At 38.6% G+C, this 19,910-nt stretch carries 20 protein-coding genes; 15 read left to right on the top strand and 5 right to left on the bottom strand.

The window, feature by feature from the left end:
- Window positions 1–3: 3 nt before the first annotated feature.
- From cyoB to alr, 9 genes are all read left to right on the top strand, one after another.
- Window positions 4–1,995: a cytochrome o ubiquinol oxidase subunit I gene (cyoB, locus tag F985_RS10785; RefSeq protein ID WP_004700837.1), complete on the top strand. Its 1,992-nt coding sequence runs from the start codon at window positions 4–6 to the stop codon at window positions 1,993–1,995.
- 4 nt (window positions 1,996–1,999) lie between these two features.
- Window positions 2,000–2,620, top strand: coding sequence for a cytochrome o ubiquinol oxidase subunit III (gene cyoC / locus F985_RS10780; protein WP_004700835.1), 621 nt, complete (start codon window positions 2,000–2,002; stop codon window positions 2,618–2,620).
- The gene (locus F985_RS10775; RefSeq protein WP_000094534.1) at window positions 2,620–2,949 is read left to right on the top strand and encodes a cytochrome o ubiquinol oxidase subunit IV; all 330 of its coding nucleotides are present in this window, start codon (window positions 2,620–2,622) and stop codon (window positions 2,947–2,949) included. Before cyoC ends, F985_RS10775 begins: the two co-directional genes overlap by 1 nt.
- 10 nt (window positions 2,950–2,959) lie before the next feature.
- The gene (gene cyoE, locus F985_RS10770; RefSeq protein WP_004700833.1) at window positions 2,960–3,838 is read left to right on the top strand and encodes a heme o synthase; all 879 of its coding nucleotides are present in this window, start codon (window positions 2,960–2,962) and stop codon (window positions 3,836–3,838) included.
- Between the two features lie 186 nt (window positions 3,839–4,024).
- Window positions 4,025–4,408, top strand: coding sequence for a 30S ribosomal protein S6 (gene rpsF / locus F985_RS10765; protein WP_004700831.1), 384 nt, complete (start codon window positions 4,025–4,027; stop codon window positions 4,406–4,408).
- Window positions 4,409–4,419: 11 nt separating this feature from the next.
- Entirely contained in the window at window positions 4,420–4,647 is a 228-nt protein-coding gene (rpsR, locus tag F985_RS10760) for a 30S ribosomal protein S18 (RefSeq protein ID WP_000090661.1), read from the top strand.
- 8 nt (window positions 4,648–4,655) lie between these two features.
- Complete coding sequence (gene rplI / locus F985_RS10755; RefSeq protein WP_004700828.1) at window positions 4,656–5,102, top strand: 50S ribosomal protein L9; 447 nt, start codon at window positions 4,656–4,658, stop codon at window positions 5,100–5,102.
- A 201-nt stretch (window positions 5,103–5,303) separates the two neighbouring features.
- Window positions 5,304–6,749 carry a replicative DNA helicase gene (dnaB, locus tag F985_RS10750; protein ID WP_004700827.1) on the top strand — a complete coding sequence of 482 codons (1,446 nt, stop codon included), beginning with the start codon at window positions 5,304–5,306 and terminating at the stop codon, window positions 6,747–6,749.
- A 32-nt stretch (window positions 6,750–6,781) separates the two neighbouring features.
- Entirely contained in the window at window positions 6,782–7,852 is a 1,071-nt protein-coding gene (gene alr, locus F985_RS10745; RefSeq protein ID WP_025469107.1) for an alanine racemase, read from the top strand.
- 56 nt (window positions 7,853–7,908) lie between these two features.
- Here the strand turns inward: alr and F985_RS10740 are convergent, their stop codons facing one another.
- The 4 genes from F985_RS10740 to F985_RS10725 are packed head-to-tail and all read right to left on the bottom strand — an operon-like array spanning window position 7,909 to window position 11,617.
- Window positions 7,909–8,643 (bottom strand): proteasome-type protease, encoded by a 735-nt coding sequence (locus F985_RS10740; protein WP_004700824.1) that lies wholly within the window; start codon window positions 8,641–8,643, stop codon window positions 7,909–7,911.
- A gap of 16 nt (window positions 8,644–8,659) precedes the next feature.
- The gene (locus F985_RS10735; RefSeq protein WP_004700822.1) at window positions 8,660–9,439 is read right to left on the bottom strand and encodes a transglutaminase family protein; all 780 of its coding nucleotides are present in this window, start codon (window positions 9,437–9,439) and stop codon (window positions 8,660–8,662) included.
- A 2-nt stretch (window positions 9,440–9,441) separates the two neighbouring features.
- Window positions 9,442–10,038: an alpha-E domain-containing protein gene (locus F985_RS10730; protein WP_004700821.1), complete on the bottom strand. Its 597-nt coding sequence runs from the start codon at window positions 10,036–10,038 to the stop codon at window positions 9,442–9,444.
- A 22-nt stretch (window positions 10,039–10,060) separates the two neighbouring features.
- Window positions 10,061–11,617: a circularly permuted type 2 ATP-grasp protein gene (locus F985_RS10725; RefSeq protein WP_004700819.1), complete on the bottom strand. Its 1,557-nt coding sequence runs from the start codon at window positions 11,615–11,617 to the stop codon at window positions 10,061–10,063.
- Window positions 11,618–11,842: 225 nt separating this feature from the next.
- On the opposite strand from F985_RS10725, the gene F985_RS26000 reads away from it, so the two are divergent.
- Window positions 11,843–12,850 (top strand): helix-turn-helix transcriptional regulator, encoded by a 1,008-nt coding sequence (locus F985_RS26000; RefSeq protein ID WP_004700816.1) that lies wholly within the window; start codon window positions 11,843–11,845, stop codon window positions 12,848–12,850.
- A gap of 384 nt (window positions 12,851–13,234) precedes the next feature.
- Here the strand turns inward: F985_RS26000 and mnmG are convergent, their stop codons facing one another.
- A complete protein-coding gene (mnmG, locus tag F985_RS10715; protein WP_004700814.1) occupies window positions 13,235–15,115 on the bottom strand; it encodes a tRNA uridine-5-carboxymethylaminomethyl(34) synthesis enzyme MnmG in 1,881 nt (626 codons plus the stop codon).
- 232 nt (window positions 15,116–15,347) lie between these two features.
- Between mnmG and F985_RS10710 the strand changes: the two genes are divergently transcribed.
- From F985_RS10710 to purH, 5 genes are all read left to right on the top strand, one after another.
- Window positions 15,348–15,641, top strand: a complete 294-nt coding sequence (locus F985_RS10710; protein WP_004700812.1) for a hypothetical protein — start codon at window positions 15,348–15,350, stop codon at window positions 15,639–15,641.
- Between the two features lie 153 nt (window positions 15,642–15,794).
- Entirely contained in the window at window positions 15,795–16,700 is a 906-nt protein-coding gene (prmA, locus tag F985_RS10705; RefSeq protein ID WP_004700810.1) for a 50S ribosomal protein L11 methyltransferase, read from the top strand.
- 13 nt (window positions 16,701–16,713) lie between these two features.
- Entirely contained in the window at window positions 16,714–17,556 is an 843-nt protein-coding gene (locus tag F985_RS10700) for a zinc-ribbon and DUF3426 domain-containing protein (RefSeq protein WP_004700807.1), read from the top strand.
- 374 nt (window positions 17,557–17,930) lie between these two features.
- Window positions 17,931–18,200: a DNA-binding transcriptional regulator Fis gene (fis, locus tag F985_RS10695; protein WP_001086304.1), complete on the top strand. Its 270-nt coding sequence runs from the start codon at window positions 17,931–17,933 to the stop codon at window positions 18,198–18,200.
- Window positions 18,201–18,288: 88 nt separating this feature from the next.
- Entirely contained in the window at window positions 18,289–19,863 is a 1,575-nt protein-coding gene (gene purH / locus F985_RS10690) for a bifunctional phosphoribosylaminoimidazolecarboxamide formyltransferase/IMP cyclohydrolase (RefSeq protein WP_004700806.1), read from the top strand.
- Window positions 19,864–19,910: the final 47 nt, after the last annotated feature.

Below are 19,910 nucleotides of genomic sequence, written 5' to 3'. Positions count from 1 at the left end.
GACATGGATATGATTTTTGGTAAACTGGGTTGGGACTCTATCCCGACAGAGCCAATCGTACTTGTCACCATGGTCCTTATGGCAATTGGTGCAATTGCAGTGCTTGGCGGTATCACCTATTTCAAAAAATGGGGATATTTGTGGAATGAATGGTTTATTACTGTAGACCATAAAAAAATTGGTATCATGTATATCATCGTATCTGTCGTCATGCTTTTGCGTGGTTTCGCCGATGCAATCATGATGCGTTTACAACTTTTCCTCGCTAAAGGCGGCGGCGAAGGTTACTTACATCCTGACCACTACGACCAGATCTTCACCGCACACGGTGTAATCATGATCTTCTTCGTAGCAATGGGTCTCGTTGTAGGTATGATGAACATCTCTGTACCACTACAGATTGGTGCTCGTGACGTTGCTTTCCCATTATTAAACTCTTTAAGCTTCTGGTTATTCGCGGGTGCTGCTGGTTTAATGATGCTTTCACTTGTATTAGGTGAATTTGCTGCGACTGGTTGGATGGCTTACCCTCCTCTATCTGGCATTCAATATTCTCCTGGTGTAGGTGTTGACTACTATATCTGGGCACTTCAGGTTTCTGGTCTAGGTACGCTTTTATCTGGTGTTAACTTCTTCGTTACCATCATTAAAATGCGCGCACCTGGCATGAAATTGATGGACATGCCTATTTTCACGTGGACTTCACTTTGTACGGCTGTACTAATCATTGCATCATTCCCTGTATTAACAGGTACGCTTGCAATGCTTACTTTAGACCGTTACTTCGGCTTCCATTTCTTCACAAATGAGCTTGGCGGTAGCCCAATGCTTTACGTGAACTTGATCTGGACATGGGGTCACCCTGAAGTATATATCTTGGTATTACCAGCATTTGGTCTATACTCAGAAATCGTTGCAACCTTCTCTCGTAAAGCGTTGTTCGGTTACAAGTCTATGGTGTATGCAACTATCGCGATTACTGTTCTTGCGTTCGTTGTATGGCTTCACCACTTCTTCACCATGGGTGCTGGTGCGAACGTTAACGCGTTCTTCGGTATCATGACCATGGTTATTGCGATTCCTACTGGTGTGAAAATCTTCTCTTGGTTATTCACCATGTATAAAGGTCGCATCACCTTTACTACTCCAATGTTATGGACGCTTGGCTTCCTTGTAACATTTGGTATCGGTGGTTTAACTGGTGTACTTATGGCTGTTCCACCTGCGGACTTCTTAGTACACAACTCATTATTCTTGATCGCTCACTTCCATAACGTAATTATTGGTGGTGTGGTGTTTGGTATGTTTGCCGGCATCATTTACTACTGGCCGAAAATGTTTGGTTGGAAGCTCAATGAAGCATGGGGTAAAGCTGCGTTCTGGTTCTGGTTCTTTGGTTTCTATTTTGCATTCATGCCACTTTATATCCTTGGTTTCATGGGTATGACTCGTCGTTTGAATACATATGACAACCCTGAATGGGACCCATACCTTGCGATTGCATTATTTGGTGCTGTTCTTGTTGCTATTGGTATTGCATGTTTCTTAATGCAAATCATCGTTGGTTTCGTACAACGCAAAGACAACATGGACCTTACAGGCGATCCATGGGATGCTCGTACGCTTGAGTGGGCAACTTCTTCCCCTGCTCCATTCTATAACTTTGCGCATGAACCAGATGCAAGCGGTGTTGACCGTTTCTGGACTGATAAAGAAAATGGTGTAGCATACGCACGTAACACTAAATATGAAGACATCCACATGCCGACTGATCGTGCTGCTGGTTTTGTCATTGCAATGTTCATTACACTTCTTGGCTTTGCACTCATCTGGCATATTTGGTGGCTTGTTGTTGTTTCATTCGCTTCAGCTGTTATTAGCTTGATCGTAAGCTCATTCACTAAGAATGTTGATTACTATGTTCCAGCTGCTGAAGTTGAGCGTATTGAAAACGAACGCTATGCTTTACTTGAAAAACACTTGAAGAAGGACTAAGGAAATGGCTGAAGTACTTCATCACGACAACCATGGCCACGATGGTCATCATGAACATGATGATACAGATTTAACGGTCTTTGGTTTCTGGACATACTTGATGAGTGACTTGATTCTTTTCGGATCACTCTTCATTGCGTTCGCTGTATTAAGCAGTCATGTTCCAGAAGGTACTCCAAGTGCATATAAACTATTCCATGAATCACTAGGCTACGTGTTAACTGAAACATTTGCCTTATTGATTTCATCGGTAACATTTGGTTTTGCTGTACTTGCATCTTATAAAAAGAATGTAAATCAAGTGATCACTTGGTTATTTATTACATTCCTTTTTGGTGCAACCTTCATCGGTATGGAGCTCTATGAATTCCATCACCTTGTAGAGGAAGGTCATGGTCCAACTCACAGTGCATTCTTGTCATCGTTCTTTACTTTGGTTGGTACGCACGGTATCCACGTAACTTCTGGTTTAGTGTGGATGTTAGTATTGATGTATCAAATCAAGACTAAAGGTTTGACTTTACCGAATACACGTCGTCTTGCTTGTTTAAGCTTGTTCTGGCACTTCCTTGACATCGTTTGGATCTGTGTATTCAGCGTCGTTTACTTACTGGGAGTTCTCTAATGAGTAGTCATGAGCATAATGCTGCTGGTGCGTCACACGGTAACTTTAAGCAATACACTGTAGGTTTTATTCTATCTGTTATTCTTACCATCATCCCATTCGGGATGGTGATGGCGGGTGGTTTTAGTCGCGGTCTTTTAGTTACAGTGATTGCAATTACTGCCGTTGCTCAGGTTCTTGTACAACTTGTGTACTTCTTACACATGAATACATCATCTGAACAACGTTGGAATATGATTGCATTTATCTACACAATCCTATGTATCGCTGTACTTTTAATCGGTTCTGTGTGGATTATGAATTACCTTCACTACAATATGATGATCTAAACTGATTGTCATGTTGAGAAAGTATCTATTCCTGACCAAACCAGGAATTCTCTTCGGTAATTTCATTACCACCTTGGGCGGCTTCTTCTTAGCCGCCCAAGGCTCTATAGACATCTTATTATTATTACTCACCCTTATTGGAACAACGTTAGTTGTTGCTTCTGGCTGTGTTGTTAATAATGTTATAGATCAAGATATTGATATAAAGATGCAGCGCACACAAAACCGTGCACTTGTTAAAAAAACCATCTCTCCTACTGTTGCACTTGTATATGCATTTGTACTTGGATTAATTGGTTTTAGCATTTTATGGTTTGGTGTAAACGGTTACGCATTTTTATTTGCAGTCATTGGTTTTGTTGTCTATGTCGGTTTTTATAGCTTGTGGACTAAACGTACCTCAATCCATCAAACCGTTATTGGTAGTATCTCCGGAGCGAGCCCTCCTGTTATTGGTTATACAGCAGTAACTCATCAATTTGATGTGGCAGCCCTGCTTTTGTTTTTAGCATATGGTTTATGGCAAATGCCCCACTCTTGGGCAATTGCAATTTATCGTTTTGATGATTACAAAAATGCAGGAATTCCAATTTTGCCTGTAGCACGTTCTATTTATCGTACGAAAATTGAATGTGTAATATATATCCTGTTATTTGCAGCTGTTTTGAATGGGTTATATTGTTTTGGTTATACCAATGTATTCTTTTTAATTACCTTTAATGCTTTGACTGCATACTGGTTCTATTTATCGATTATTGGGTTTAAAGCCGAAAACGACCAACTATGGGCTAAACGTTTTTTCCTCTACTCGGTCATATTAATTACCCTGTTAAGTTTGAGCTTTAGCTTTACCTATCAATCCCCTGCTCCAAATCTTCCTCTCTTTTAATTAAGGGAGGATTTCCTCCTCAAAAACAACTTTTTATATTTCTTATCAAAAGATTTGTTTTTAGTCTAATTTTTACCTATAATTCACCCTTCGCATTTTATGCGACGTAGCTATTTATATTATATTTTAGCTATGACTCCTTGCTTCTAATTTTTTAGGGGCTGTTTAAACCGTAAGGAGCTGACAATGCGTCATTACGAAATCGTACTTTTGGTACACCCAGACCAAAGCGATCAAGTTGTAGGTATGGTTGAACGCTATATCTCTCAGATCAAAGAAGCTGAAGGTCAAATTCACCGTTTAGAAGATTGGGGCCGTCGCCAATTGGCTTACCCAATTAACAAAATTCACAAAGCGCACTACATTCTTATGAATGTTGAATGTGGTCAAGCTACGCTTGATGAGTTAGAAGAATTATTCCGTTATAACGACGCAATCATTCGTAACCTTATCATCCGTCGTGAACACGCAATCACTGAAGAGTCATTGCTTGCTAAGAGTGCTGAAGAAAAGCGTGCGCGTAAAGCTCAACGTGAAGAAGCACAGCAAGTTGCTCAAGAAGCTGAATAAGGAGAACATCAATGGCACGTTTTTACCGTCGTCGCAAGTTCTGCCGCTTTACAGCTGAGAATGTTGCGTACATCGACTACAAAGATATCGACACTTTAAAACAGTACATCACTGAAAACGGCAAGATTGTTCCTAGCCGTATCACTGGTACTAAAGCTCGTTATCAACGTCAATTAGCACTTGCTATCAAACAAGCTCGCTATTTGTCTTTGATTCCGTACACTGACAACCATAAGTGAGGTGATCTGTGGACGTTATCTTATTACAACGCATTAAGAACCTTGGTAAATTAGGCGATAAAGTATCAGTTAAAGCTGGTTACGGCCGTAACTTCCTTATCCCTCAAGGTAAAGCAGTTGCAGCTACTGAAGCTAACACTGCTGCTTTTGAAGCTCGTCGCGCTGAACTTGAGAAGCAAGAAGCTGAAATTTTAGCTGCTGCTCAAGCACGTGCTGAACAATTGAACGAAGTTAACATCGTTATCACTGCTAAAGCTGGTGACGAAGGTAAACTCTTCGGTTCTATCGGTACTCGTGACATCGCTGACGCATTAACGAATGCTGGTCTTACAGTTGACCGTGCAGAAGTTCGTTTACCTAATGGTGCGCTTCGTCACACTGGTGAATTCAACATCGCAATTCAATTGCATCATGATGTTGTTGCAGAAGTTCTCGTTACTATCGTATCTGAGTAATTTCTCATCAAAAAAAGAGCATGCTCACGCATGCTCTTTTTTTATCTCTTAAATTTATGCAATAAAATTAGATATATTAATTCCTGATCAGTTCTTCAGTTTAATTGGTTTTTTAATTAGGTAGTTTATTTATTTTTGTTTTAAGATAGTTCTCGGCTTAAAACCCTTTTTTGTGTACACATTTTATCATCAGGTCTAATTATGTCTCAGGCGAATGCCACTTCTTTAACGCTTTCATCTCCAACAGAAAATAAGACGAGTGAATCAGGCCAACTTAAAGAGTTTCGCACTCCCCCACACAATTTAGCCATCGAGCAAGCTGTGCTTGCTGCGCTGATGACTGTTGCTGAATCTTTTGAGCAAGTCAGCGATCTACTCAAAGAAAATGATTTTTATGCCACTCGCCATAAATATATTTATCGCGCGATTGAAAAATTGGCACAGGAAAATTCACCGTACGATGCGGTCTTAGTGAATGACTGGCTTTTAAAACAAAATTTACTTAGTGCAATCGGTGGTGAAGAATATTTGATGCAGCTTATGGCTGACTCGCCTTCGAGTTTCTATAACCTTGAAACTTATGCGACCAAAATTAAAGAATTCTCTACGCTACGTAGCATGATTAAAGTCAGTACTGAAATTTTGCAAAATGCTTATGACACAAAAGGTCGCGGTGTTAGTGAAATTTTAGATTTGGCTGAAACCAGTATTTTTTCTTTAGCAGAGCAGCATAATAACAACAAAAAAGATTCTGGCCCTAAAGCAATTAGCTCTGTAACTGCTGATGTGATTAGCAAACTTGATGAGCTCTCAAAACTCGATGGCAATATTACAGGCTTAACCACAGGCTTCTTAGAACTTGATAATAAAACTTCTGGTATGCAACCGGGAGATTTAATTATTGTCGCAGCACGTCCATCTATGGGTAAAACTACCTTTGCAATGAACTTGGTTGAAAGCGTCTTGCAATACAACCAACTTCCAGCTTTGGTATTTTCGATGGAGATGCCAGCAGACTCAATTGCAATGCGTCTAATTTCGGCAATGGGCAAAGTTCACCAAGGACATTTGCGTTCTGGTAACTTAGATGCTGATGAATGGACTAAAGTTACAGGTACCATCCTGCAACTTCAGCAAATGCATTTGTATATTGATGACTCGTCAGCCTTACCTCCAACCGAACTCCGTGCCCGTGCTCGCCGCGTTGCCAAAATGCACGATGGTAAAATCGGCTGCATCATGGTCGACTATTTACAGCTCATGAAAGTTCCGGGTATGGGTGACAACCGTGTTGGCGAGATCTCGGAAATTTCACGTAGCTTAAAAGCATTAGCGAAAGAGATGCAATGTCCTGTTATCGCACTTTCTCAGCTTAACCGAAGTCTGGAAAACCGACCAAACAAGCGCCCAGTAATGTCTGACTTACGTGAATCGGGTGCGATTGAGCAGGATGCCGACTTAATCATGTTTATTTATCGTGATGAAGTCTATAACAAAGAATCTAAAGAAGCAGGCACCGCAGAAATTATCATTGGTAAACAACGTAATGGTCCAATTGGTACTGTTCGTCTTGCCTTTGAAGGTCAATACACTCGTTTTAGTAATCTCTCTCCTGAGTATTACAGCCAATATGATGATGAAGAATAAACTCTATCTCTAGCCCAAAGGAGTAAATGAGGGTGCGTCAAGCAACAGTTTATATTGATCGCCAAGCGCTTCAATATAATTTAAACCGTGTCAAACAACTCGCAGCAAATTCAAAAATCGTAAGTATGGTCAAAGCCAATGCTTACGGACATGGAGTCAAAGACTGTTTAGCAGCCTTAAATGCCTCAGATGCCTTTGGTGTCGCCTGCTTACAAGAAGGCTTAGAAATTCGACAACTCGGATTTAAGCAACCTGTAACTTTAATTGAAGGGGTATTTTCTGAAGATGAAATGCCTATCGCAATTGAAGAAAAATTTGAATGTATAATTCACCATCAACAACAGTTTGAGTGGTTAATTAAATATAAACAAGCCTATATCGCCCAAGGTCTAAAAGTATGGGTTAAGCTGAACAGCGGTATGAACCGCTTAGGTTTTAAAAATCCGGAAATTATTGAAGTTATTAAAACTTTAAAATCTGAAGGATTTACTTGTGTACTTACGATGCATTTTGCCAATGCAGATGTAGACCACCCACTTAACGAGCAGCAAAAACAACAATTTTTGCACGTAAAACAAGCTTGTGATCCAGTTTTAGCATCTTGCTGTAATTCAGCTGCTATTTTTAAATGGCCAGAACTAAATTTCGACTACGTACGTCCTGGTATCATGCTCTACGGTGCTTCACCTTTTGCAGATAAAACAGTACATGAGCTTGATTTAAAACCAGTCATGTCTTTCACAGCAGAAGTTATCGCGTTAAATCATATTCAAGCTGGTGAACATGTGGGTTATGGTTCTACTTTTTGCGCTCAAAAGGCTATGGATATCGCTATAGTTTCTATTGGTTATGGTGATGGTTATCCACGAGCTTATATAAAGCAAAATTTTGTCGCTGTTAATGGCAAACTTTGTCCAGTTGTAGGGCGAGTTAGTATGGATATGATTGCAATTGATGTCACAAATACCCAAGTAAAACTCGGTACTCAAGTTGAACTTTGGGGTAAACATCGTTTAGTTGATGATGTTGCTGATGCAAATGGCACAATTGGTTATGAATTACTTTGTCGCTTAAGTACTCGACCAGTCCGCCAAAGCACTTAATAATTTAATCAATAAAAAATCCAAGCTCTGCTTGGATTTTTTATTTAAAGTCATTTTTAACGCCAATAATCATCGGTAGGTTTTGGCATTTCTTGCAGTCCACGGCGTAAAGTATCCGACCACTGATGACTTATTTGTGAAAAATAAGGATCATCTTCACTAATTCGCTTCCCCATAGGGATTACAAAACTATCTTTAGTATAGACTAGCGCATCTAAAGGTAAACCTACCGAAACATTAGAACGCAACGTCGAGTCAAACGAGATTAAGCTACAGCGCAGCGCATCATCCAATGGCATAGCATAATATAAAGCACGATCTAAAATAGGCTTACCGTATTTACTTTCACCAATTTGAAAGTAAGGCGTATCTGTCGTTGCACAAATAAAATTACCTTGTGGATAAACATTATAAAGCTGCATATCGCCGCCTTTAATTTGCCCACCCACTAAAATACTACAGGCGTAATTCATTTGTTCTTGAGTATCCGAGCTAATATCCTCTAAAACATTTTTTAAAGTCTTACCAACTAGATCAGCCACTTCAAACATTGTGTTAATGCTATATAGATTAGGCTCTTGTTGCAAAGTAAGGGCATTTTGCAAATGCCCGATAACCGCTTGTGTTGTTGCTAAATTACCTGCTGTTTGCAAAGCAATAAATCGCTCACCCGTCACACCAAAAGTATGAAGTTTACGAAACACAGAAATATGATCGACCCCTGCATTAGTTCGAGTATCACTTATAAACACCAAACCCTGCTCTAATCTCAGTGCACAACAATAGGTCATTTCGCTCTCTTCACATTCAACAGGCCAACACTTGAACCACAGACATCATATTTTCGACTCCACCTTTTTCTCTCACACCTCTAATCGGCGCAACATCAAGATAGTCTCGACCAACCGCAAGATAAATATGATGCATTGGTGTAAACAATTGATTGCTTACATCAAAACAATACCACTGATTATCTAAAAATACCTCCGCCCAAGCGTGACTGGCAAGGTGGGGGGAATTTTGATCAAATAAATAACCAGAGACATAACGTGCTGGTAATTGTAACGCACGGCACATAGCAATTAAAACATGTGCATGATCTTGGCATACCCCCTGTCCTGCATGAAAACCCTCTGTAGCAATCGTATGAACAGAGGTACTATCTGGTTGATAAGGCATCTTTTGCAAAATATTTTCACTGAGTAAAGCAATATGTTTTCTATCTTTTACCGTTACAATTCTCCGAGCAAAATCCAACATTTCGGAATCATATTTTGTGGCTTCAGTATTTTGAAGAAATAGGCTCATAGGTATAGATACATCTACTCCACCTATTTCTGTATTAAGAAGCTCCACAATCCCTTGCGCCATAAAAGTTAAATGCTGATACTCGTAGCGCTGAGTAGCGGTTAACCAAATATTATTAAAGATATCCCTTTTGAGGGTTTTATCTCCAGGCACACTGATTGCCCAATTCAAGACATGCTGATGTAATGATGTTTGAGGCATCATTTTAATATACTGAATACTGTTTTTAGCAGTTTCCGTATAGTGATAATGCGTTTGATGATTGATCATCAGTTTCATAATTATGCCTCGAACATATATTCCAACTGCTGTGTGAAATTATAGTAACTCTCCCAATTTGGATGATCTTTCAACAATGTCCACAATTCATTTAATTTATCCCACCCTAAGTCATTAAGTTGTTTGAGTAATTTTTCCAAATCTTGTAAAAGCACTGTAAGGTCTTGTTGAAAACGTAGTTGTATATCGAATTGTTCTATCTTTTGGCCCAATTGCAGAAAGAGGGCAATATCCTCATGTTCAGCACTAAGTATTTGATTACATTTATCCAAAGCCTGATTTAATGAATCAGGGTTAGCTTGAATAGACTTAATCGCATGATTCAATTCCGCATACGCACTTGAAGATAATATTCCTCTTAATTCATGGATATTATCTTTGGCAATAGCAAACTGGTTCAGTAATGAATATGTTTGTTGAGTATCTAACATATAGCAATTCAGTAATTCCGCTTGCTCAATAACCAACCCAAATGCTGATGCAAATTGACTTGCTTTTTCATCATTTTTAAATGGCAAGTGTGATACAGCAAATTTAATCCGCATTAAATAACGGCCCAACCAATAAATGTGGTGTGCACTCGAATTGAGTAAAACCATAAATTTCCTCTTTAACCAACAATTAGGAATGTAATGTCTCAACGACCCATGTATCTTTAATACCTCCTCCTTGTGAGGAGTTTACGACTAAAGATCCTGCCTGCATGGCTACTCGGGTTAAGCCTCCAGGCACAATTTCTGTGCGATATGGAGAACTCAATACAAACGGTCGTAGGTCAATGTGACGTTCAGCCACCCCTGATGTTGTTAAAGTCGGTGCAACAGATAAAGCTAATGTTGGCTGCGCAATATATTCATGCGGTGTAGCAATCAGTTTTTTTCTAAATTCATCAATTTCACATGAGCTCGCTTTAGGTCCAATTAACATGCCATAACCACCAGAACCTTGAGCTTCTTTAATTACTAATTGGTCAATATGAGTGAGTACATAATCTAAATGTTCTTTTTCTCGACATTGATAAGTAGGTACATTCTTTAAAATTGGTGTTTCTCCCAAATAATATTGAATCATCTGATCAACATATGGATAAATTGATTTATCGTCAGCAACCCCTGTACCTGGTGCGTTGGCAATCACTACATTTTTCTGTAAATAAGCAGACATAAGCCCCGCCACCCCAAGAGCACTATCAGGTCGAAATGCAAGTGGATCTAAGAAATCGTCATCTAAACGTCGATAAATCACATCAACTTTTTGACGCCCGCGAATTGTTTTAACAAAAACTTGATCATTTTCTACAAATAAATCTCGGTTAGTAACCAGTGGTACATCCATTTCACGCGCTAAAAAAGCATGCTCATAATAAGCACTGTTAAAACGCCCTGGAGTTAAGACCACAATAAAGGGTTGATCAACTTCTGAATTTTCTTGAAGTATTTCTTTTAATAAACTTGGATAATGTTCAATTCCTTGTAAATTATTGGCAGTACAAAGCTCAGGCATAAGTTGTTGACTAATATTTCTACTTTCAATCATATATGACACCCCTGAAGGTGTTCTTAGGTTATCTTCTAGTACAAAGAACTCTCCATCGCCATCACGAATAATATCTATTCCACTAATTTGAGAATAAATTTTACCTTTTAGTGAATGCTTGAGCATATGTGGCTGAAAGGCTTCATGACAAACAATCTGGTTCTCTGGAATTAATTTCTCCTTCAAAATATGTTGACCATGATAAATATCATCTAAAAAGTAATTTAAAGCTTTAACTCGCTGCGCACAGCCTGCTGCAATTTTTTCCCATTGTTTTTTTTCAATAACTCTTGGAATTAAATCAAAGGGAATCGTTCGTTCTGCGCCCTCTTTATCACCATATACATTAAAAGTAATCCCTTGATAGAGAAAATGTTGCTTGGCCTGAGCATTTAATTGCTTAAGTTCATCTAAAGTACGAATACTCAACCATTGCTCAATTTTTTTAGAAGCTGCTCCATTAAACGTTACATCATCTAACATCTCATTGAAAAACTGCGATTTTAGTTGTTCAAATAAATTCGTCTGTACAGAAAGATTTTCTATAAACGATGGACTCTGGTTAAGTAATGCTGCGTTGGTCGCCTGCTCTTGTAAAAAATATTCAATATCGGCTTGTAGGTCTTTCTCTTGTTCTGACATAGCAACCTCGTCTTATCATTTATATATATTTCATTTTTAAATAAGCAATTTCAGTGCCACTTATATATCTATAATACTTATTGGCTTTCATTGTTATAACTTCCTTCTAAATTTTAGCATTGATTGTAACGATAGCCACAAACTGAATCCGACAAACTTGCTAAATGTGTAAAGTTTTTTTATTGTGGTGACACCAAAGCAATTGGATATAGATTTATTACGCTTATGTCTGTAATAGAAAAAGAAACTTCAAATAGTTTATATCGCCAATGGCAGATTTTATCTCGCCTCCCTACCGGTAAATGGATCGGAACTCGAGAATTACAAGAAATGCTTGAGCGTGAAGGTATTGAAATCAGTTTAAGGACAATTCAGCGTGATTTAAATCAAATTGCTCAGCGCTTTCCAATTGAAAGCAATAAAGCCGTACCTCAAGGCTGGCGTTGGCAATCAGATGCTCCAATTCAAAGCTTACCGCATATGACAAGCTCTCAAGCGGTGACCTTTATGATGGTTGAAGAACATCTCAAACATTTGCTTCCACCTAGCCTACTAGATGAAATGGGACCCTGGTTTGACTTGGCAAAACGGAGTCTATCTACACAGAATAATGTAAGGCAATGGATTAATCGTGTACGCATTGTGCCAGCAAGTCAGCCGCTTATTCCACCTGTGGTCGATCGTGCTGCTCAACAAGCTATATACGAAGGCTTGCTACAAGACAAACAAATTGAATGTGTATATCAAGCTCGTGTAAACCAAGGTGAAGACAAAACTTATATTTTAAATCCACTTGCTTTGGTCCAAAAAGGTGCTGTCATTTATTTAATTTGCACCCGACATGACAAAACTGAAGTACAAACATTTGCTTTGCACCGTTTCAGATCAGCAAAAGTTTTAGAAAGTCGTGCGCTTCACCCTGTCAACTTTGATATTGATCACTATATTGACTCAGGTGCTTTAGGTTTTAGAGTAGATTACAACCAACCTACAGAGTCTATTCAACTCACATTAACAATGACTGAGCAAACCGCTAAAACTTTTTATGAAAGCCAGTTAAGTAAAGATCAAACAATTACTCCAATTGAAGAAAACATTGTCGAAGTTACTGCGACTGTTCCATTTACATCTCAACTGGTGTGGTGGCTACGAAGTTTTGGGAAAAAACTACTACGTATAGAACCTATTCAAGTAAACAATGCTGTACGAGAAATTGATTCTGAGAATAAATAGATATAAAAAAGAGAACCATAAGGTTCTCTTTAGATTTTGAATTATCATTTTCTTAATTTTATATTGGCATTTATATTTTTAGTTATGTTCAGATCAATATGTTCTCCCCCGCCAAAACTGATCTGCCTCTTGTCTTGTTTTGCGCTATTTTGAAAATGAGCATTGGCATGCCATTTCATCTCTATTGTAACGAATCGATTTCATTGTCATATTTAAAGCCCTCTTGTTTGAACGTGAATTTAATATAACCTTCGTTTTGAAACCTGTGAAATAAGAAAAAAAGGAAGTGAAATCTATTTTCTTCCTTAGGAAATTTCCATATATTTTTTGATCAGAAAATAAAAAAGCCCAGTATAAACTGAGCTTTTTTACATACTAAAATAATTAAGCTGTTTTTCTCATCATGTTATTTTTACGAATCGTGATCATTACAAGCTGAACAGCAGCTGGGGTAACACCAGGAATACGACTCGCTTGAGCTAACGTTTCTGGAAGAACAGTTTTCAATTTCTGAGTAATTTCACGCGATAGACCAGAAACAACATCATAATCGAAATCGGCTGGAATTTTGGTTTCTTCAAGACGCTTTAATTGAGCTACATCTTCATGCTGACGGTTAATATAACCTACGTATTTAACAGCAATTTCAATTTGATCACCAACTTGTTCAGAAACTTCCGAACCTGTAAGCTCTGCAATTTGAGCAAAACTAATATTAGGACGTTTGAGTAAATCAATCGCACTACATTCTTTACTCAAGTCAGCGCCAGTCATTTCGACAAATTTCTTACCCATTGGATTGTTAGGCGCCGCCCACAAATGTTGTAGACGCGATGTTTCGCGCTCAACTGCTTCCATTTTTTCACAATAAGCAGCCCAACGAACATCATCAACCAAACCAAGTTCACGACCAATTGTTGTTAAACGTTGATCGGCATTATCTTCACGTAACATCAAACGATATTCCGCACGTGAAGTGAACATACGGTATGGTTCTTTTGTACCCAAAGTAATCAAGTCATCAACCAATACGCCCATATAAGCTTGGTCACGTTTCGGTGTCCACTCTTCTTGTTCCCAAGCACGGCGTGCAGCATTTAAACCAGCAAGTAAACCTTGGGCACCCGCTTCTTCATAACCGGTAGTACCGTTAATTTGCCCTGCAAAATACAAGCCGTTAATTGCTTTAGTTTCAAGGGTGAATTTCAAAGCTTGCGGATTGAAATAATCATATTCGATTGCATAACCCGGACGCAAAATATGGGCATTTTCCATACCACGAATTGAGCGAACAAGTTCAAACTGAACATCAAATGGTAATGAAGTCGAAATACCATTTGGATAAAGCTCATGAGTATCGAGACCTTCTGGCTCTAAAAATACCTGATGTGAGTCTTTATCAGAGAAACGATGAATCTTGTCTTCAATTGAAGGACAGTAACGTGGACCTACACCTTCTATGACACCGGTATACATTGGTGAACGATCTAAACCACCACGAATAATGTCATGCGTTTTTTCGTTCGTATGCGTAATATAGCAGTTCACTTGTTCAGGATGCATCGAAGCATCACCCATGAATGACATCACTGGAGACGGAAAGTCACCCGGTTGTGGTGTCATAACAGAGAAATCAACTGAGCGCGCATCAATACGTGGTGGTGTACCAGTTTTTAAACGACCTACTGGTAGTTTTAATTCACGAAGACGCTGAGCAAGTGCAATAGAAGGAGGATCTCCTGCACGACCACCACTTGATTTTTCTAAACCAACGTGAATAACACCGCCCAAGAATGTACCTGTAGTTAACACAACAGTTTTTGTGTCAAAACGAATACCCATTTGGGTAACAACACCCTTAACGGTATCGCCTTCAACAATCAGGTCATCGGCCGCTTGTTGGAAAATATCAAGATTTGCTTGGTTTTCTAAAGTCTCACGAATTGCAGCTTTATAGCGAACACGGTCAGCCTGAGCACGCGTTGCACGTACTGCCGCACCTTTACGTGAGTTTAAAATACGGAATTGAATACCACCTTTATCAGCAGCCAAAGCCATCGCACCGCCAAGCGCATCAATTTCACGTACTAAATGTGATTTACCAATACCACCAATTGCTGGGTTACAGCTCATCTGACCCAAAGTCTCAATGTTATGGGTCAAAAGCAAAGTCTGTCGTCCCATACGCGCCGCAGCAAGTGCCGCTTCCGTACCTGCGTGACCGCCACCGATAACGATAACATCATAAACTTTAGGATAGTGCATGAGTACAAAAACACCAGAAAAAAAAGACGGAACATTATAGCAAAATTATCTGGTTATTGATGTACATAATTACAAAATTGTCATCACATGATTTACGCTACACCACATGTTTTGACATTTTGTTGCATGAATTCAATACAAAGTGAATGTTTTTTGAAATATTTCATTTTAGAATAAAAATTGTACAGCACTTATATGACTTTAAAACTAACGTAACTAGAAGGAACACAAAATGAAAAGTACCATGTTAAAAATCTTAACTGCATCTCTCCTTTGTTTTTCAGGAGTAACGTTGACCCACGCTGCCACCAATCATACTGCAAAGTCGACTCATACGGCTAAATCCAGCAAAGCAACTCATCATGCTGCCGATTCAAGCAAATCAGAGATGCAAAAACAGCTAAGAGCTTGTGCTAAAAAACGTCAGGGTGAATGGGTATCTTATAGCCATAATGGCGCAACTTTTAACGGTACTTGCCAACCAAATGAAAACGGCAAATTACAGTTTAAAGCCCCTGCTCCTTAATGTAATTTAAATTTAATATGTAGAAGAACATTTTAGTTTTTCTATAACACAGTATGATTTTCAAAAGCGGTCCATTAAAGATGGGCCGTTTTCTTTTTTAAAATACTCCAGTCAGCTACAATAGACCTTTAAATAAAATTTTAGGTCCTTTTCGTGAAGTGGTTACAAATACACATTACCGTTGATCAAGAACAAGTTGAATTCACAGAAACACTATTAATGTCTCTAGGTGCGGTAAGCGTAACTCTGGATGATGCCGAAGATCAGGCTCTACTTGAACCATTACCAGGTGAAACACCTTTATGGAATAAAGTCATTGTTACAGGTATCTATCAACAAGACGAACAAGACCCAATCGATGTCGATACATTAGAAGCTTTCTTAAAAGCTCAACTTCCAGATGTGCCAATGCGTCATGAAGAACTTGAAGACCAAGTTTGGGAACGCGCATGGATGGATTATTATGAACCTATTCAAATTGGGGAAAAATTCTGGATCGTACCTGAATGGTTAGAGCCACCAGAAGCAGACGCGACCAATATTAAACTTGATCCAGGTCTAGCTTTCGGCACAGGTAACCATGCAAGTACATTCTTATGCTTACAATGGTTAGGCAAAACTGATGTTAAAGATAAAATCGTAATTGATTATGGTTGTGGTTCAGGTATTTTAGGTGTTGCAGCTTTATTATTAGGTGCTAAAAAAGTCTATGCGACAGATATTGATCCGCAAGCTGTTTTAGCAACAAAACAAAATGCTGAGCTCAATGGCGTTCTAGATGGTTTATATATTGGCCTCCCTGAAGAGTTTGATCAAGAATTCAAACCTCAACAAGCAGATGTTTTAGTTGCAAATATTTTAGCGGGACCATTAATGGCACTTGCGCCAGAGTTTGCAAAATTAGTTAAATCTGATGGTGAGTTCGCACTTGCTGGTGTAATTGAAGAGCAAGTTGCTGATGTTTCAGGTGTTTATTCTGAATTTTTTGATATATTAGATATCGAAAAGCGCGAAGAAAATTGGTGTCGCATTTCAGGAAAACGCAAAACAATAAACTGAGACTATTTAACTCATGAATGAAAAACAAACCCGCTGCCCTAAGTGTTTAACAGTTTATAAAGTTTCTCTTACCCAGTTAACTGTCGCTCAGGGTATGGTTTGTTGCCCTAAATGTAATTTAAATTTTAATGCTCTTACCAACTTGGTTAGTATTGAACTGCCAGAACCAACAAACTCATCTGTTTTAGCCAATGGTTCTATTCAAACACGATATATGACTCACTCTCATGTGTTAGATATCTTTGATCAAAAAGTTGAAAACTCTAATATTGATCTTCTGACATATTTAAATAATTTAAATTATTTTCATAATGAACCAATCAATGCACTACCGAATCTCAACTTAGCAGAGCAAGCAACCTCCCCCGAACAAGATCATGGTAAAAAACATAGTTGGTTATATTATACGCTTTGGAGTTCGGCAAATCTGATTCTGCTTTTGGTTTTCACTTTTCAGATTCTCTGGTTTAACCCAAAACTCATGCAACAGAGTCCTGCTATTAGTCATGCATTTAATTATGTATGCGAAATTTTGCATTGCAGTAAGTCAGCTGAACAATACGAACTTCTTAATATAGAGAAAGTGAAACTACGTAGAATTGATTCAGAACATACACAAGTTTCAGGTGTTTTGGTCAATCAAAATAATAAAAGTATTGAACTACCAAGCCTAAAACTCAGTTTTGGTTCACAAACTGATCAAGAACAAATCATTTTTACACCTAATCAGTACTTGGTAGAAAATTTACGTGGAATTCAACGTATTCCAACCAATACACCTTTTAGATTCCAATTTGTCTTAAATAAAAGCAAAAAGAGCTTACTAAATTATCGATTAGAAATTGTCCACCCCTAAATTGTAAAAAAAGTGAAAAAAAAATAAAAAAAATGCAGTTAATTTGCTCACTTTTTCCTAGACAATGGTATGATACGCGCCACGAAAGCTTTGACTCATATACTCCTCGCTCTCAATTCAAAAAATATACTGTTAAGCATGTGTGCTTTTCTAAATTAAGCGCATAGCCTAACTTTTTTTGTTTTTGAGGGGGCTGTAACAAATATTTAACTATTGTTACGCTTATTTTTTACTCAATACGAAGATTTATGGCAAGCTAATTGTTCTTATGTTTTAGAGTCACTGTTTTAGGATCTAAAACAGGACTCCGTATTTTAGACCACATTTATATACTACTTTACCCAAGCTAGTATTTGATTTTCGGATTAACTCGCATGAATAGCAAATCTCCTATTTTTACTGCACAATCTGATGTTGCTCTTCGCATCCACGTGGATCGCGCAGTTCGTCATTATTTTGCACAATTGCAAGGTGAGCAACCATCTCAGGTATATGACATGGTGCTAGCAGAAATGGAGAAACCTCTTTTATCTGTAGTTCTTGAATATACTCGTGGCAATCAAACACGTGCCGCAGAAATTCTTGGACTAAACCGCGGCACTTTACGCAAAAAGTTAAAAGCTCACGGTTTAATGAGTGAATAAATGATAAAATGCTCACGACGTCGTGGGCATTTTTTTATGCTTCTAATTGGTTTTAATCCGTAGACTTGAAATTGTTGACTTGAACATCATGACTATTAAACGTGCTTTGATTTCTGTATCAGACAAAACAGGAATTGTCGAATTTGCTCAAAACCTTGCAGCTTTAGGGGTAGAATTATTATCTACAGGCGGCACATATAAGTTGCTTAAAGATAATAACATTGCTGTTGTTGAAGTATCTGAACATACTGGTTTCCCAGAAATGATGGATGGCCGTGTAAAAACACTACATCCAAAAATTCATGGCGGCATTTTAGCTCGTCGTGGTCTAGACGAAGCAGTTATGCAAGAACACAACATTGATCCAATCGATCTAGTTGTAGTCAACCTTTATCCATTTGCAGCTACAGTGGCTAAACCTAACTGCTCACTTGCTGACGCTATCGAAAATATCGACATCGGCGGTCCAACAATGGTTCGTGCTGCTGCTAAAAACCACGCTTCTGTGGGTATTGTTGTAAATGCTTCAGATTACGATACAGTGATTAACGAATTAAAAGCTGCTGGTTCACTTTCTTATGAAACACGCTTCGATTTAGCTGTTAAAGCATTTGAACATACTGCTCAATATGACGGCATGATCGCTTCTTACTTAGGCGCTCGCGTTGGTAAGACCGAAGGTGAAGCTGATTTATTCCCTCGTACGTTCAACACTCAATTAAACAAAGCACAAGACTTACGTTACGGTGAAAACCCACACCAATCTGCTGCTTTCTATGTTGAAGCAACCGCAAAAGAAGCATCTGTTTCTACAGCAAAACAATTACAAGGCAAAGAATTGTCTTATAACAACATTGCTGACACAGATGCTGCACTTGAATGTGTTAAATCATTTGCTAAACCAGCTTGTGTAATTGTAAAACATGCTAACCCTTGTGGTGTTGCGGTTTCTTTAGACGGCATTAAAGCTGCTTATGATTTAGCTTATGCAACAGATCCAGAATCTGCTTTTGGTGGCATTATTGCATTTAACCGCGAGTTAGATGTTGCAACTGCTCAAGCAATTGTTGACCGTCAATTCGTTGAAGTTATTATTGCTCCAAGTATTGCTGATGGCGTACTTGAAGTGACTGGTGCGAAGAAAAATGTTCGTGTTTTAGTATGTGGTGAATTACCTGCAATTGATGCACGTGCTCCACAACTTGACTATAAACGCGTTAACGGCGGCTTACTTGTTCAAGACCAAGACTTGGGCATGATCACTAAAGATGATCTTAAAGTTGTTACTAAAATCGCTCCAACTGAACAAGAAATTGATGACCTTATTTTTGCATGGAAAGTTGCGAAATATGTAAAATCAAACGCTATTGTTTATGCAAAAAACCGTCAAACTATTGGTGTAGGCGCGGGTCAAATGAGCCGTGTTAACTCAGCGCGTATTGCTGCAATTAAAGCAGAACATGCTGGTTTGGTTGTTGAAGGTGCTGTTATGGCTTCTGATGCATTCTTCCCGTTCCGTGACGGTATCGATAATGCAGCTAAAGCTGGCATCAAGTGCATTATTCAGCCAGGTGGTTCTATGCGTGATGAAGAAGTTATTGCAGCAGCTGATGAAGCTGGAATTGCAATGGTCTTCACTGGTATGCGCCATTTCCGCCACTAATTTAAATTTAGTCCTCCCTAACCCTCCTTTTATTCAGGAGGGTTTTC

It is taken from the genome of Acinetobacter seifertii (genome assembly GCF_000368065.1).
GTDB classification, from domain to species: domain Bacteria; phylum Pseudomonadota; class Gammaproteobacteria; order Pseudomonadales; family Moraxellaceae; genus Acinetobacter; species Acinetobacter seifertii.
This window is presented reverse-complemented; position numbering and strand designations above follow the sequence as displayed.

What these genes read in the sequence shown, in the direction of transcription:
- purH (WP_004700806.1), top strand. Translation starts at nt 18,289, where the DNA reads ATGACTATTAAACGTGCTTTGATTTCTGTATCAGACAAAACAGGAATT.
- F985_RS10775 (WP_000094534.1), top strand. Translation starts at nt 2,620, where the DNA reads ATGAGTAGTCATGAGCATAATGCTGCTGGTGCGTCACACGGTAACTTT.
- mnmG (WP_004700814.1), bottom strand. Translation starts at nt 15,115, where the DNA reads ATGCACTATCCTAAAGTTTATGATGTTATCGTTATCGGTGGCGGTCAC.
- F985_RS10700 (WP_004700807.1), top strand. Translation starts at nt 16,714, where the DNA reads ATGAATGAAAAACAAACCCGCTGCCCTAAGTGTTTAACAGTTTATAAA.
- cyoE (WP_004700833.1), top strand. Translation starts at nt 2,960, where the DNA reads ATGTTGAGAAAGTATCTATTCCTGACCAAACCAGGAATTCTCTTCGGT.
- F985_RS10730 (WP_004700821.1), bottom strand. Translation starts at nt 10,038, where the DNA reads ATGGTTTTACTCAATTCGAGTGCACACCACATTTATTGGTTGGGCCGT.
- F985_RS10735 (WP_004700822.1), bottom strand. Translation starts at nt 9,439, where the DNA reads ATGAAACTGATGATCAATCATCAAACGCATTATCACTATACGGAAACT.
- rpsF (WP_004700831.1), top strand. Translation starts at nt 4,025, where the DNA reads ATGCGTCATTACGAAATCGTACTTTTGGTACACCCAGACCAAAGCGAT.
- F985_RS26000 (WP_004700816.1), top strand. Translation starts at nt 11,843, where the DNA reads ATGTCTGTAATAGAAAAAGAAACTTCAAATAGTTTATATCGCCAATGG.
- cyoC (WP_004700835.1), top strand. Translation starts at nt 2,000, where the DNA reads ATGGCTGAAGTACTTCATCACGACAACCATGGCCACGATGGTCATCAT.
- F985_RS10710 (WP_004700812.1), top strand. Translation starts at nt 15,348, where the DNA reads ATGAAAAGTACCATGTTAAAAATCTTAACTGCATCTCTCCTTTGTTTT.
- F985_RS10740 (WP_004700824.1), bottom strand. Translation starts at nt 8,643, where the DNA reads ATGACCTATTGTTGTGCACTGAGATTAGAGCAGGGTTTGGTGTTTATA.
- rpsR (WP_000090661.1), top strand. Translation starts at nt 4,420, where the DNA reads ATGGCACGTTTTTACCGTCGTCGCAAGTTCTGCCGCTTTACAGCTGAG.
- fis (WP_001086304.1), top strand. Translation starts at nt 17,931, where the DNA reads ATGAATAGCAAATCTCCTATTTTTACTGCACAATCTGATGTTGCTCTT.
- cyoB (WP_004700837.1), top strand. Translation starts at nt 4, where the DNA reads ATGGATATGATTTTTGGTAAACTGGGTTGGGACTCTATCCCGACAGAG.
- dnaB (WP_004700827.1), top strand. Translation starts at nt 5,304, where the DNA reads ATGTCTCAGGCGAATGCCACTTCTTTAACGCTTTCATCTCCAACAGAA.
- F985_RS10725 (WP_004700819.1), bottom strand. Translation starts at nt 11,617, where the DNA reads ATGTCAGAACAAGAGAAAGACCTACAAGCCGATATTGAATATTTTTTA.